The sequence below is a fragment of the Mesorhizobium sp. genome (assembly GCF_041661565.1).
Classification (GTDB): domain Bacteria; phylum Pseudomonadota; class Alphaproteobacteria; order Rhizobiales; family Rhizobiaceae; genus Mesorhizobium.
On sequence record NZ_JBAZUD010000059.1, the window covers coordinates 1 to 13,816 of the forward strand.

Sequence of the window (13,816 nt, forward strand, 5' to 3'; positions counted from 1 at the left end):
CCATTCTCGCCCAGCATGTGGTTGCGGATGCGGATGTTGGCGAAGGTGCCGCGCATCATCACCTCATGGTTGCCGCGCCGCGTGCCGTACTGGTTGAAGTCGGCGACGCCGACGCCATGGTCGGTCAGGTACTTGCCGGCCGGCGAGGCAGCCTTGATCGAGCCCGCCGGCGAGATGTGGTCGGTGGTGATCTTGTCGCCGAACAGGCCGAGCACGCGCGCCCCCTTGATGTCTTCGATCTTGCCGAAGCCCGCTGTCATGCCGGCGAAATAGGGCGGGTTCTGCACATAGGTCGAATTGTCGTCCCAGGCGTAGGTCTGGCCCTCCGGCGCCTGCACCTTCTGCCAATGTTCGTCACCCTTGAAGACATCGGCGTATTTGCGGGCAAACAGCTCGCGAGTGACGTTCTTCTCGATGAACTCCTGGATCTCGGCCGAGCTCGGCCAGATATCCTTGAGATAGACCGGATTGCCGTTCTTGTCCTCGCCGAGCGGCTCGGTGGTCAGGTCCCTGGTGACGGTTCCAGCCAGCGCATGGGCGACGACCAAAGGCGGCGAGGCGAGATAGTTGGCCTGCACGTCGGGCGAGACGCGGCCTTCGAAATTGCGGTTGCCGGAGAGCACCGCGGCGGCGATCAAGCCCTTGTCGTTGATGGTCTTCGAGATCGGCGCCGGCAGCGGCCCGGAATTGCCGATGCAGGTGGTGCAGCCGAAGCCGACTAGGTTGAAGCCGATCTGGTCGAGTTCCTTCTGAAGGCCGGATTTCTCCAGATATTCGGCGACCACCTGGCTGCCGGGCGCCAGCGAGGTCTTCACCCAGGGCTTCTGCTTGAGGCCGAGGCGGTTGGCGTTGCGGGCCAGCAAGCCCGCGCCGATCAGCACGCTCGGGTTCGATGTGTTGGTGCAGGAGGTGATGGCGGCGATAACGACGTCGCCATGGCCGAGATCGTGCGACGTGCCTTCTACGGGATAGCGCTTGTGGATTTCGGCGGCCTTCTTGTATTCCGTGTCCATCGCCTTGGCGAAGCCTTCGGGGATGCCCTCCAGCGCGACGCGGCCTTCGGGCCGCTTCGGGCCGGCCATCGACGGCACGACGCTGCCGAGTTCGAGTTCGAGCAGGTCGGTGAAGACCGGGTCGGCCGAGCTGGTGTCGCGCCACAGGCCTTGCGCCTTGGCATAGGCCTCGACCAGCGCGATGCGATCCTCGCTGCGGCCCGACATGGTGAGGTAGCGGATGGTCTCGACGTCGACCGGGAAGAAGCCGCAGGTGGCGCCATATTCGGGCGCCATGTTGCCGATGGTGGCGCGGTCGGCCAGCGTCATGTTGGAGAGGCCGGGGCCGAAGAACTCGACGAACTTGCCGACGACGCCCTTCTTGCGCAGCATCTGGGTGACGGTGAGCACCAGGTCGGTGGCGGTGACGCCTTCCTTCAGCCTGCCGGTAAGGCGGAAGCCGATGACTTCCGGCAACAGCATGGAGACGGGCTGTCCGAGCATGGCGGCCTCGGCTTCGATGCCGCCGACGCCCCAGCCGAGCACGCCAAGGCCATTGATCATGGTGGTGTGCGAATCGGTGCCGACGCAGGTGTCGGGATAGGCGGTGATTTCACCGTCCTCGGTGTTGGTCCATACCACCTGGCCGAGATATTCGAGGTTGACCTGGTGGCAGATGCCGGTGCCGGGAGGCACGACGCGGAAGTTGCGGAAGGCCTGCTGGCCCCATTTCAGGAATTTGTAGCGTTCCTCGTTGCGCTCGTATTCGAGCTCGACATTGCGGGCGAAGGCCATCGGCGTGCCGAATTCGTCGACGATGACGGAATGGTCGATGACGAGGTCGACCGGCACCAGCGGGTTGATCTTCTGCGGATCGCCGCCGAGCGAGGCCATCGCGTCGCGCATGGCGGCAAGGTCGACCACGGCCGGAACGCCGGTGAAATCCTGCATCAGCACGCGGGCCGGGCGATAGGCGATCTCGACCCCCGCGGTGCCCTTGTCGGTCAGCCAGCCGGCGACCGCCTGGATCGATTCCTTGGTAACGGAGCGGCCATCCTCATTGCGCAGCAGGTTCTCCAGCAGCACTTTCATGGAATAGGGCAGTTGGGCGATGCCGGTGAGGCCGTTCTTCTCGGCCTCGATGAGATCGAAATAAACATACTCCGTGCCGCCTGCGGTCAGCGTGCGACGGCAATTGAAACTATCGAGGGATTTTGACACGTGCGATCCATTCTTGTCTGTTCAGCCTGAAAGGGAACGGACGCCGATGGCATGCAATCACGCGCAAAGGTGCGGGTACGGCCATTTCCGCTATCCGTTCCCAAGCAACCCGAGCCGTTCAAGGCGGCGCGTGCGCTGGTTCGGCGCAAATTCTGTTCCCGTGCCGACCGCTGGCACGGATGCACCGCATATAGAGAATTTTCTGGAATAGTTCTAGACAGTCAAAAGGCAAATTTGTGCGATGCGGCAGCCGCCGCGATGGATTGTTTTCAGGGCAGGCGAGGGATGCGGCTGATCGCCGAAAATCTGGGCGGCGAACGCGGCGGCGAGCCGGTTTTTTCCGGGGTTGGCTTTGCCCTGCAAGCCGGCGACGCGCTGGTCGTCACCGGGCCGAACGGCGCCGGCAAATCGACCCTGCTGCGGATCATCGCCGGGCTGCTTCCGGTGGCCGAAGGCAGCGTGCGCATCGAAGGCGGGGGCGAGGACTTCCCGTCGGTCGCGTCAGCCTGCCACTATCTCGGCCATCTCAATGCAATGAAGACGGCGCTGAGCGTCACGGAAAACCTGCGCTTCTGGCGAGACTTCAATGGTGGAGGCAATGTCGGCGTCGAGGAGGCGCTGGAAACGGTTGGGCTTGGCGGCATTGGCCACCTGCCCTTCGGCTACCTCTCGACCGGCCAGCGGCGCCGCGCGGCGATCGCGAAGCTCTTGGTGAGTCCCCGACCGCTGTGGCTGCTCGACGAGCCGACGGCGGGTTTGGACAAGGCTTCGGAGGCGCGGTTTGCGAGACTGATGACGAGGTATTGTGAAGCGGGTGGAACGATCGTGGCGGCGACGCATCTACCGCTGGGTTTGGTTGGGGCGAAGGCGTTGGTGATGGGGGACACGGATTGATGAAGGTGCGAGGCACCCCCCTCTGTCCTGCCGTACATCTCCCCCGCAAGGGGGGAGATCGGATTTTGTCTCGGCCTTCGCCAATCTTCAACGTTCAAAGGCCGGGGAGCCGCATGAACTGCCAATCTCCCCCCTTGCGGGGGAGATGGCCGGCAGGCCAGAGGGGGGTGCTCAAGCACAGGCATCTCACGCCATGCTAGCCCTCTTCCTGCGCGATATCCGTCTCAACATCCGCGCCGGCGGCGGGGCGCTGACGGGCATCATCTTCTTCCTTGCCGTGATCGCCACCATTCCGTTCGGGGTCGGGCCGGACCTGAAGCTGCTTGCCCGCATCGGCCCGGCAATCCTGTGGATCGGGGCGCTGCTGTCCTGCCTGCTCGGGCTCGACCGGCTTTTCCAGGCCGACCGCGAGGACGGATCTCTAGACCTTCTGGTGCTCGGCAATGACCGCCAGATGCTGGCGCTGACGGTGCTGGTGAAATGCCTGGCGCATTGGGCGGGCAGCGTGCTGCCGCTGGTGATTGCCGCACCACTGCTCGGTCTGTTCATGAACATGGAGCCGCTCGGCATCGGCGCCACGGCGCTCACGCTTCTGGTCGGCACGCCGGCCATCACCTTCATCGGCGCCGCGGGTGCCGCCGTGGCGGTGGCGCTGCCGCGCGGCGGGCTGCTGATCTCGGTCCTGGTGCTGCCGCTGACCATCCCGGTGCTGATCTTCGGGGTTTCGGCGAGCTACGGCGCGACGGCCAATCCCGATCCGTTCCTGCAGCCCTTCCTCATTCTCGCCGCGCTGACGCTGTTTCTTGCGGTGCTGGGGCCGGTGTCGGCGGCGCTGGCGCTGCGGCATGGGACAGATTGAGTGACGTCAGTCAGGGTTTGCGTGACATCAAAGGCCGCGGTGCGGCGACCGCCTATGTTCGGCGCGGCGGCCGATTGCGAAGCCGCCGGCACGCCGCTAAGGAAAAGCATGATCGAGCGAGACGGAAGCATCCGGTTGGAGAGAAGGATGTCGGCGAGGGAGCGGCAGGCATGAGCGCACACGCCCTCTACGTCACCGCTGCCTATGGCATCACTGCCTTAGGCCTGGCCGGCTTGATCGGCTGGATCCTGCTTGACCAGCGGGCCCGCAAGCGCGAACTCGCGGAGCTCGAAGCGGCCGGCGTGCGCAGGCGCTCCGACAAGGCCGGCACGGCAAAGCCATGAGCAGCGAGACCGAAACGCCGCCGCCGGCAGGCCGCCGCCTGTTCGTGCTTCTGCCGTTGCTGATCTTCCTCGGCCTGGCAGGCCTGTTCCTGTCGCAGCTGCTGTCGGGGCGCGATGTTTCGGAGGTGCCGTCGGCGCTGATCGGGATGCCGGCGCCGCAGACCAAGCTGCCGGCGCTGGAGGGATCAAACCTGCCGGGGCTCGATTCGAAAGCCTTCGCCGGCAAGGTCACGCTGGTCAATGTCTTCGCGTCATGGTGCGCGCCGTGCCGGGAAGAGCACCCGGTGCTGCTGGCGCTGGCGCAAGACAAGCGGTTCGTCATGGCGGCGCTGAACTACAAGGACCGGCCGGAAAATGCCCGCCGCTTCCTTGGCGACCTGGGCAACCCGTTCCAGGTCATCGGCGTCGACGAAGCGGGCGGCACGGCGATCGACTGGGGGGTCTACGGCGTGCCGGAAACCTTCGTCATCGGCAAGGACGGCAAGATCGCCTACAAGCATGTCGGCCCGCTGACGTCTGAGACGGTGCGAGATCTCTTGCTGCCACAGATTGAAAAAGCGTTGGCGGCGCCGAACTGACGGCACCGTCCCGCATTCGTCATCCTAGGGCGAAGCAAGGAGAGAAGCGACGCGGCGTAGACCTGGAGCTGCTCCGCAGCCCAAGGGATCCATGCCGTGACGTTGGTCGCAGCCAAGGCGGCCCAGGATTGGGACGCTCGCCGCGGGTAGAACCGCTATTCCCAGCCGGCTGCATACTTCTTATGAAGTCGCGGCATGGATCCTCGGGTCAAGCCCGAGGATGACGAACGCGGTGAGGCTTAGCCGTAGATCTGCTTGTGGATCTGATAGAGCATTTCCGAGCGGTCGGCGCGCATGTCGGCCAGATCGCGGCTGGAAAAGCTGTCGACTTCGGCGACGAGGCGGTTGTAGTGCCGGCGCTTGGCAATGCTCTGGCGAGCGCGGTTCATCATATTGAAGATCATGGCGAGTTCCCTTTTCTTGAGCCGCATCTGGCGGCCGGTTGTTCCTCCCTTGATCACGACAAAACATGACATAGTATTGGTGCGTTGCAAAAAGAAGATGTTGCAATGCACCATTGCGTCCAGCGCATAGCAGGTTAAGCGATTGCTAAGATGCGTCTGGCCCGGACCATCGCTGGGCCGGGCATGGTCGCATGCGGCTTGCTCTCCATTTTGTCATACAAATCGCCAGGGCCCATCTTGCCAGATCGGCCGCGGGCTGGCTTGATCCGGCGTCACGTGATGCCGGGAGGAAATGCATGGCGGCCGCAGACTATTATGAAATTCTCGATCCGCGCTTCTCGCGCCTGTTCAACGGCAATGCGCAAGTGGAAAAACTGTTCACCGGGTGCCGCTGGGCGGAAGGGCCGGCCTGGTTCGCCGCCGGCCGCTACCTTGTCTGGTCTGATATCCCGAACAACCGCATGCTGCGCTATGACGAGACGGATGGCAGCGTCAGCGTGTTCCGCCAGCCATCGGGCAATTCCAACGGCAATACCGTCGACCGGCAGGGCCGGCTGGTCACCTGCGAGCATTCGGGCCGCCGCGTCAGCCGCACCGAACATGACGGCTCGGTCACAACAATCGCTTCGAAATGGAAGGGCAAGCGGCTGAACTCGCCCAATGACGCGGTGGTGAAGTCCGACGGCTCGATCTGGTTCACCGATCCGAGCTACGGCATCGACACCGACTATGAGGGTGACAAGGCCGAAAGCGAGATCGGTGCCTGCCACGTCTACCGGGTCGATCCCGGCACGGGCGACGTCGAGGCCGTGATCACCGACATGGTGCGGCCGAACGGGATCGCTTTCTCGCTCGACGAAAGCAAGCTCTATGTCGTCGACACCGGCCGCACGCATGGCGACAAGGACCCGGCGCATATGCGGGTGTTCAATGTCGGCAAGGGCGGCAAGAAGGTGTCGGGCGAAAAGGTCTTCGCCGATTGCACGGCCGGCCTGTTCGACGGCTTCAGGCTCGACGAGGACGGCCGCATCTGGACAAGTGCTGCCGACGGCATCCATTGCTACGATCCGGACGGCACGCTGATCGGCAAGGTCAAGGTGCCCGAGGTCACAGCCAATTGTGCGTTCGGCGGCAACAAGCTGAACTGCCTCTATATCGCCGGCACGACGTCGCTCTACATGGTGCGGCTGATGGTCAACGGCGCCAAAACCTATTGAGGCTGCTGCAAACTCTTCTGTGGCGGGCGTTGATGGCGTTTCTACGCATGCCCGTTGCGTCACGGCTGCCGGCGCCGCCCGCGATGGGTTCGCGACAGGGAATTCCAAAGCCGTCTGCCGGCAGTATCAGACACGATTCAAAGGGAGGACACCATGCCATTCGTCAACATCCGCATCGTCAAGGAAGTGATCGCCGCCGACCCGGCCGGCAAGAAGGCTGATATCGCGAAGAAAGTCACGGCGGCCATCATGGACGCCACCGGACTGGGCAATGACGATGTCTGGGTGGTTTTCGAAGAGGTCAACGCCCGCGACTGGTATGTCGGCAAGACCGATGTCGAGACGCTGCGGAAGGGGTAGGGCGGCTGCTGCCCTTTGGGGGCGGTCCCCCTTCCCTTCGTCATCCTCGGGCTTGACCCGAGGATCCATGCCGTGACCGCCGACGTCGAGCACAGCGGCGCAGAATCGGTAAGCGTCGCAATGCTTCAGCGTCACGGCATGGATCCTAGGGTCTGCGCCGCGTCGCTTCGCTCCTTGCTCCGCCCTAGGATGACGAAGCTGCGTTTGCGCGGATAAAACCCATAAAGCCCTGCACGGCTTCCCGCATCGCCCGCTGGTTCGCCTCCTCCCCCAGTATCCTTTCCACCTCCGGCGGCTTCTTCCCCAGTAACGCGATTTCCAGCGCCATGTCTTCATAGAGCGCGAACGACATCGTCCGCATGATCTCGGCCAGGGCGGCGCGTGCGTATAGCGAGCGTGGCGAGGCGTGAGCAAGCATGGCCGGCTTGTCGATGGCGGCGTCGCGCGACACCAGCCAGTCCAGCGCGTTCTTCAGCCCGCCCGGCACGCCATGGGCATATTCAGGACAGGAGACGATCACGCCATCGGCTCGAGCAACGGCTTCGATAAGACGCGACGCTTCGCTGGGCGTCCGGTCGCCCTCGTCGTCGGGGTTGAAGATCGGCAACCTTGCGAGCCCGTCATGGACGGTGACCCGGCAGCCGGGCGGCGCATTGCGCGCCAAGGCCGCGACCAGGGCGGAATTGGTCGAGGCGGCGCGCAGGCTGCCGGAGAGTGCAAGGATGTCGATCAAGGAAATGGCCGGGCAGGAGCGAATCGTGACGCGAAAAACCTACCACATGGTCTGGCGGTAATCCTGGTCCAGCTCGCGATCGATGCTGCCGGCCGTCTCCGACAGCGCCAGCTGATCGCGCATGATCTGGCCCAGCGTCGGCAGTGTCGCGCGGTCATACCAGCTCTCCGGCTTCCACAGATCGGAGCGCATGAAGGCCTTCGCGCAATGCATGTAGGCGGCCTTGACGGTGACCACGACGACGCTTTGCGGCTCGCGGCCGTCGACGGCGAGGCGCTCGCGCAAACCCGCATCGATGGTGATGCGGGCGTCGCCATTGACGCGCAGCGTCTCGTTCATGCCGGGGATGAGGAAGAGCAGCCCGACCGACGGGTTGAGGAGAATGTTCTCCAGCGTGTCGAGCCGGTTGTTGCCGGGCCGGTCGGGGATGGCGATGGTATGGTCGTCGAGCACGGCGGCGAAGCCTGGCCTGTCGCCCTTCGGGGTCACGTCGGCGTTGCCGCCGCCATCGGAGGAGCCGATCAGCACGAACGGGCTCTTGCCGATGAAGGAACGGCAATGGCCGTCAAGCGCCTGCAATTCCTTGCGGATGGAGCCGTCGGTTGGCCGCGGCGTCTTGTAGATCGTCCTCAGCTGTTCACGCGTGGTGACGAACTCCATGACGACGTCTCCCTGTTTGTGTGGACGGAATTCCCAGGAAAAGCGCTTCGCTTTTCTGGGAAAGCGCCACTCCTTACTTGCCGGACTTGTCTTCCTTCGCGGCCTTCTCATCGAGCGAATGCCGCAGGATCAGCGGCATCTGGCTGAAGGTGAACACAAGCGTGATCGGCATGATCCCCCAGACCTTGAAGGTAACCCAGGCATCGGTGGAAAAATTCCGCCACACGACTTCGTTGGCAAGGGCCAGGAACAGGAAGAACAGGCCCCATCGCAAGGTCAGTTTGCGCCAGCCCTCGGCGTCGAGACGGAAGGCCGAATCGAAGACATAGCCAAGCAGCGACTTGCCGAAGTAAAGGCCCCCAAGCAGCACGCCGCCGAACAGCGTGTTGACGATGGTCGGCTTCATCTTGATGAAGATGTCGTCCTGCAGATAGAGCGTCAGCGCGCCGAAGATGAAGACGACGACGCCCGACACCATCGGCATGATCGGCAAGGTGCGGATGAGCAGCCAGGAGGCGATCAGGGCGATGGCCGTGGCGGCCATGAACAGGCCGGTGGCGACGAAGATCGGGCCGCCGAACTCGCCCAGGACTGGCAATTTCTGCACCAGCCATGCGCCGCGGGCGTTGGCGAAGAAGAACACCAGCAGGGGACCGAGCTCTAGCACCAGCTTGAGCACCGGATTGACGCCCTCCTTCTTCTCCTTCTGCGGATCGGACGGGTCGCGTTCGAGGACGGATTCTAAGTGCTTTTTCATTGTCGTATACTCAAGCTATTACATTGCCCCTCAGGGACATTACGCATTGTCATCAACGGGATACCTGACCCGATCGGCTCTAATAAATTGAAGTTTATCTTCAACATCCGGTTCATTCGCAGAATGTCAAAGCCTATTGGTGGTGCTTCCATCCAAGACATTGCTGCCGCTTGAATATCGCTTGCGACTCTCAGCGCACTTAGGACGTGCACATTTCGACCGCCAACGTCCAGTTCTACGCCATGAAACTCGACCATGCTCAGTTCCGGAAATGAAAAAGCTAAGTCTGAAGTTTTGTCGGTTTCGTCAGTACCGCCGAAATTATGGATGAGGTCGTTTCGGAGCTTCCTAGCTTTGGCGCCAGGCAGACGAGTTTGGTACATAGGGGGCATGTAACGATCCCACCAACTTGTAAACACGTCACTGTTCTTTCGTCGGAATTCCAGACGGCCCAACGCTTCAGGCAGTGGCAAGCTCATCATCAGCGCAGGAATCGATAACTTGGCCGCAATCACGGCCGCAAGTTGGTCCAGGTATAGTTTTAAGCCCGAGTGCAGCCCGTGCTCGGACATTAAGCAACTCCCGCGATCGCCCTGGCGAATTCGCTTGCCGAGAAGGGTTCGAGGTCGTCGACCTGTTCGCCGACGCCGATGAAATAGACCGGCAGTTTGTGCTTTGCCGCGATCGCGACAAGAATACCGCCGCGCGCCGTGCCGTCCAGCTTGGTCATCACCAGGCCGTTGACGCCGGCGATGTTGCGGAAGATCTCAACCTGGTTGAGCGCGTTCTGGCCGGTGGTGGCGTCGACGGTCTGCAGCACGGTGTGCGGCGCTTCGGGGTCGAGCTTGCCCAGCACGCGGACGATCTTTTCAAGCTCCGCCATCAGTTCGGTCTTGTTCTGCAACCGGCCGGCGGTGTCGATGATCAGCACATCGGAACCGGCTTCCTTGGCCCGTTCGAAGGCGTCGTAGGCGAGGCCGGCGGCATCGGCGCCGATCTTCGAGGCGATGACCGGCGATTTCGTGCGCTCGCCCCAGATCTTCAGCTGTTCGATCGCGGCGGCGCGGAAGGTGTCGCCGGCCGCCAGCATCACCGACAGGCCGCCATCGGTGAGCTTGGCCGCCAGCTTGCCGATGGTGGTGGTCTTGCCGGTGCCGTTGACGCCGACGACCAGGATGACATGCGGCTTGTGCGACAGGTCGAGCTCCAGCGGCATGGCGACATGGCTCAGCACCTTCTCCACTTCGGCCGCCATGACGGTGCGGACGTCGGTGTCGGAGACATCCTTGCCATAGCGGCTGGCGGCCAGCGCATCGGTGATGCGCAGCGCGGTTTCCATGCCGAGATCGGCGCGGATCAGCACGTCCTCGAGGTCCTGCAGCGTCTCCTCGTCCAGCTTGCGCTTGGTGAAGACGCCGGCGATGTTGCCGGTGAGTTCCCTGGAAGAACGGGCCAGCCCGTCCCGCATGCGCTGGAACCAGGAGCGCCTGGGCGCCGGCTCCGGCGCTTTTATGGGCTCGGCCTTCTGCTCGACCTTTTTGGTGACGGTCACCTTGCCGGGAGCCGGTCTCGGCTCCGCTGCCGGCTGCGGGACAGATTGCGGCTCTGGCGCGATCTCGGCAATGACCGGCTGCGATTCGATCGGCGCGGGCTGGCGAATGGGGGGCGCGATTTCGGCGGCGGGAGCCTGGGGCGCGGCAGGGGGTGCCGCGACCTGCGCAGGGTGGTGCTGCCCCTCACCCTTACCCTCTCCCCGCGAGAGGCGGGGAGAGGGGGGCGTCAGCGGTGCGGCCTCTTCTTCGACGTCTGCAAGGGCAGGCGCGGCGTCGGGTTCAGCTTCCTTCTCCCCTTCCCTATACGGGGAGAAGGTGGCGGCAGCCGGATGAGGGGCGGTGCCAGCTACTGAAGCCGACGTCTCTGAAGCCTCGGCCGGTGGCGGCACTTCGACCGGAATCCCGGCCGGAATCTCGGCAGGCGGCGCCGGCACTTCTATCGGCGCCGGCTCCGGCTGCCGTTCCGGCTGCGGCGGCGCAATCTCGGGCTCGGCTGGCGCGGGAACGGGGACTTCCTGCGGCTGCGGTAAGGGAGCGGGCTCCGGAGCGGCCGGGGGAAGCGGAATTTCCTCGGGTGCCGGCGGCTCCGGAGTCACCGGCGCAGGCGCCGGCTCCTCTTCCGGTGCTGGCGGCGGCAGCGGTTCCGGCTCGGACGGAACAGTCGGTTGCGGCGCCAGCGGAATGTTCGGACCGGGCTCGGGGGATGTTTCCCCAACAGGCGTCGGCACTGGCTGCAGCGCTACAACAGGCTCGACCGGCGGTGTCGGCACGATCTCATCGGGCCGCTGTTCATCCCGCTTCAGAAATTCCGGAACGACCTGCTCGGCCGCCGGCTTCAGCGCGTCGAGCGCTTCCCATTTGATCGGCGGCAGCGGGGCGGTCTCGTCGACCCGCTCGTCGACGCCTTCCTTCTTGCCGAACGAAAATATCTTCTTGAAAAAACCAGCCATGCTTTGCGTTTCTCAGGCGGCGTGGGCGGCAAGCGGTGCCGCTATCAGCCGGGCGCCGTCATGGCCGGTGATGTGTGCCTCGACAATATCCCCGGGTTTGCCCGTGGCCATCGCGGCAAGCGTGAACCCTTCGGTGCGGCCAAGACCGCCGCGCTCGATCAGGAGCGACTGGCGCGTTCCCGAAAGCGACGACAAATGGCGGCGATACGCGGTTTCGCCGGCGGCCCGCAACCGGGCGGCGCGCTGCTTGACCACGTCGCGGGGAAGCTGCGGCATACGCGCGGCCGGCGTGCCCTCGCGGGGGCTGAACGGAAAGACGTGGAGGTGCGTGAGCCCGCATTGCTCGACGATTTTTTCGGAATTCTCGAACATTTCGTCGGTCTCGGTCGGAAAACCGGCGATGATGTCGGCGCCGAAGACGATGCCGGGGCGCAGCTTGCGCACATCCTCGCAGAAGCGGACCGACTGGTCGCGGCTGTGTCTTCGCTTCATGCGCTTCAGGATCATGTCGTCACCCGACTGCAGCGACAGATGCAGATGCGGCATCAGCCGCGGCTCGGTGGCGAGCGCGTCGAGCAGGTCGTCGTCGGCCTCGATCGAATCGATCGAGGACAGCCGCAGCCGCCTGACGTCGGGAACCTGTTTGAGGATGGTCTTGACGAGCCTGCCCAGCCTGGGCGCGCCCGGCAGGTCGGCGCCGAAGCTGGTCATGTCGACGCCGGTCAGCACGATCTCGCAATAGCCATTGCCAGCGAGGCGCTTGACCTGCTCGACCACGGCGCCCATCGGCACCGAGCGCGAATTGCCGCGACCATAAGGAATGATGCAGAAGGTGCAGCGATGGTCGCAGCCATTCTGCACCTGGACGAAGGCGCGGGCGTGGCCCTCGATGGCGTCGACCATGTGGCCGGCGGTCTCGCGCACCGAAAAAATGTCGTTGACGCGGGCCTTCTCGGTGTCGTTGACGCCGAAATCGGGCAATGCGCGATAGGCATGCGCGTGCAATTTTTCTTCATTGCCGAGGACGAGATCGACCTCGTCCATCGAGGCGAATTTTTCCGGCTCGGTCTGCGCCGCGCAGCCGGTGACGATGATGCGCGCCCGCGGCTTGTCGCGGCGCGCGCGGCGGATCGCCTGCCTGGCCTGGCGCACGGCCTCGCCGGTCACGGCGCAGGTGTTGAAGATCACCGCGCCGCCCTCAAGGGCGCCGAGGCCTGCGGTTTCGGCCTCGCGCCGCATCACCTCGGATTCGTAGGTGTTGAGCCGGCAGCCGAAGGTCACCACTTCGATGCGGCCAGAAGGCGGAGCCTCGCGCAAAGTGCCCTTGGAAAGAGCGGACATCAGGCCGCGCTTTCGGTGTCGCGGGCCCAGTCTCCGGTTGAGGGATCGAAGCTACCGGAAAATTCCCATTCGGCGGCCCCGGTCAGGATGACGTGGTCGTCCTCGCGCCATTCGACATGCAGGGTGCCGCCGCCCGGGGTCAGCAGGCTGACGTTGCGGCCGGTCAGCCCGATGCGGGCAGCCGCGACCACCGACGCACAGGCGGCGGAACCGCAGGCCTTGGTCAGGCCGGCGCCACGCTCCCAGGTGCGAATCACCATGCTCTGGGGAGACGTGACCTGGGCAATGGTGATGTTGGCGCGCTCGGGAAACATCGGGTGGTTCTCGAGCAGGGGGCCGAACCGGTCGAGCTCGTAGGACCAGACATCGCGGTCGACCCAGAAGATCGCATGCGGATTGCCCATCGAGACGACCGAGGGCGAATGCAGCACCGGCGCGTCGATCGGGCCGATCTGCAGCTCGATCCTGCTTGTGTCGTGGAATTCCTCGGCCAGCGGGATGTCCTGCCAGCCGAAGCGCGGCATGCCCATGTCGACCGAGATCGAGCCATCGGCATGTTCGCGCGCGTTGAGAATGCCGGCGACGGTCTCGAAGGTGAAGGTCTTCTGGCCGGTCTCGGCCGCCAGCGCCTGGACGACGCAGCGCATGCCATTGCCGCAGGCCTGCGCCCTGGAGCCGTCGGAATTGAGGATATCGATGAAAAAGGCGGTGCCCGGCGTCCTGGTGTCGTGGATGGCCATGATCTGGTCGAAGCTTGTCGCGGCATCGGCGTTCAGCGCGATGGCCGCAGCCGGCGTCACCCGATCGGCACGGCCACGCATATCGGCGACGATGATCTCGTTGCCGATACCGTTCATCTTGGCGAAAGGGGCAGTGCTTGCCATCGCTCCGAAAATTCCGTGTCCGTTTGGCGCTATATGGCGGAAACGGCCGGGAATTACCAGTGCGCGGCG

At 64.2% G+C, this 13,816-nt stretch carries 15 protein-coding genes; 6 read left to right on the forward strand and 9 right to left on the reverse strand.

Annotated features, from left to right (window positions below; genetic code table 11):
• On the reverse strand, positions 1 to 2,213 hold a 2,213-nt coding region (acnA, locus tag WC739_RS12585), incomplete at its 3' end, for an aconitate hydratase AcnA (RefSeq protein WP_372953361.1).
• Between the two features lie 285 nt (positions 2,214 to 2,498).
• On the opposite strand from acnA, the gene ccmA reads away from it, so the two are divergent.
• From ccmA to WC739_RS12605, 4 genes are all read left to right on the forward strand, one after another.
• Positions 2,499 to 3,107, forward strand: coding sequence for a heme ABC exporter ATP-binding protein CcmA (gene ccmA, locus WC739_RS12590; RefSeq protein WP_372953362.1), 609 nt, complete (start codon positions 2,499 to 2,501; stop codon positions 3,105 to 3,107).
• 193 nt (positions 3,108 to 3,300) lie between these two features.
• Positions 3,301 to 3,966, forward strand: coding sequence for a heme exporter protein CcmB (ccmB, locus tag WC739_RS12595; protein WP_372953363.1), 666 nt, complete (start codon positions 3,301 to 3,303; stop codon positions 3,964 to 3,966).
• Positions 3,967 to 4,136: 170 nt separating this feature from the next.
• Entirely contained in the window at positions 4,137 to 4,310 is a 174-nt protein-coding gene (ccmD, locus tag WC739_RS12600; protein WP_372953364.1) for a heme exporter protein CcmD, read from the forward strand.
• Complete coding sequence (locus WC739_RS12605; protein ID WP_372953365.1) at positions 4,307 to 4,888, forward strand: DsbE family thiol:disulfide interchange protein; 582 nt, start codon at positions 4,307 to 4,309, stop codon at positions 4,886 to 4,888. Before ccmD ends, WC739_RS12605 begins: the two co-directional genes overlap by 4 nt.
• A 239-nt stretch (positions 4,889 to 5,127) precedes the next feature.
• On the opposite strand, the gene WC739_RS12610 is transcribed toward WC739_RS12605, so the two are convergent.
• Positions 5,128 to 5,292: a hypothetical protein gene (locus tag WC739_RS12610; protein WP_372953366.1), complete on the reverse strand. Its 165-nt coding sequence runs from the start codon at positions 5,290 to 5,292 to the stop codon at positions 5,128 to 5,130.
• Positions 5,293 to 5,588: 296 nt separating this feature from the next.
• Between WC739_RS12610 and WC739_RS12615 the strand changes: the two genes are divergently transcribed.
• Positions 5,589 to 6,509: an SMP-30/gluconolactonase/LRE family protein gene (locus WC739_RS12615; protein WP_372953367.1), complete on the forward strand. Its 921-nt coding sequence runs from the start codon at positions 5,589 to 5,591 to the stop codon at positions 6,507 to 6,509.
• A gap of 153 nt (positions 6,510 to 6,662) precedes the next feature.
• A complete protein-coding gene (locus WC739_RS12620; protein ID WP_013892236.1) occupies positions 6,663 to 6,869 on the forward strand; it encodes a 4-oxalocrotonate tautomerase family protein in 207 nt (68 codons plus the stop codon).
• 184 nt (positions 6,870 to 7,053) lie between these two features.
• Here the strand turns inward: WC739_RS12620 and WC739_RS12625 are convergent, their stop codons facing one another.
• From WC739_RS12625 to dapF, 7 genes are all read right to left on the reverse strand, one after another.
• Entirely contained in the window at positions 7,054 to 7,602 is a 549-nt protein-coding gene (locus WC739_RS12625; protein WP_372953368.1) for an NADPH-dependent FMN reductase, read from the reverse strand.
• A gap of 39 nt (positions 7,603 to 7,641) precedes the next feature.
• Complete coding sequence (locus tag WC739_RS12630; protein WP_372953369.1) at positions 7,642 to 8,262, reverse strand: pyridoxamine 5'-phosphate oxidase family protein; 621 nt, start codon at positions 8,260 to 8,262, stop codon at positions 7,642 to 7,644.
• Positions 8,263 to 8,335: 73 nt separating this feature from the next.
• Positions 8,336 to 9,019, reverse strand: a complete 684-nt coding sequence (locus WC739_RS12635; RefSeq protein WP_372953370.1) for a septation protein A — start codon at positions 9,017 to 9,019, stop codon at positions 8,336 to 8,338.
• The gene (locus tag WC739_RS12640; RefSeq protein ID WP_372953371.1) at positions 9,016 to 9,591 is read right to left on the reverse strand and encodes a hypothetical protein; all 576 of its coding nucleotides are present in this window, start codon (positions 9,589 to 9,591) and stop codon (positions 9,016 to 9,018) included. The genes WC739_RS12635 and WC739_RS12640 overlap by 4 nt, the downstream gene beginning before the upstream one ends.
• The gene (ftsY, locus tag WC739_RS12645; RefSeq protein WP_372953372.1) at positions 9,591 to 11,522 is read right to left on the reverse strand and encodes a signal recognition particle-docking protein FtsY; all 1,932 of its coding nucleotides are present in this window, start codon (positions 11,520 to 11,522) and stop codon (positions 9,591 to 9,593) included. The genes WC739_RS12640 and ftsY overlap by 1 nt, the downstream gene beginning before the upstream one ends.
• A 12-nt stretch (positions 11,523 to 11,534) precedes the next feature.
• The gene (gene mtaB / locus WC739_RS12650) at positions 11,535 to 12,863 is read right to left on the reverse strand and encodes a tRNA (N(6)-L-threonylcarbamoyladenosine(37)-C(2))-methylthiotransferase MtaB (protein ID WP_372953373.1); all 1,329 of its coding nucleotides are present in this window, start codon (positions 12,861 to 12,863) and stop codon (positions 11,535 to 11,537) included.
• Positions 12,863 to 13,747 carry a diaminopimelate epimerase gene (gene dapF / locus WC739_RS12655; RefSeq protein WP_372953374.1) on the reverse strand — a complete coding sequence of 295 codons (885 nt, stop codon included), beginning with the start codon at positions 13,745 to 13,747 and terminating at the stop codon, positions 12,863 to 12,865. Before dapF ends, mtaB begins: the two co-directional genes overlap by 1 nt.
• Positions 13,748 to 13,816: the final 69 nt, after the last annotated feature.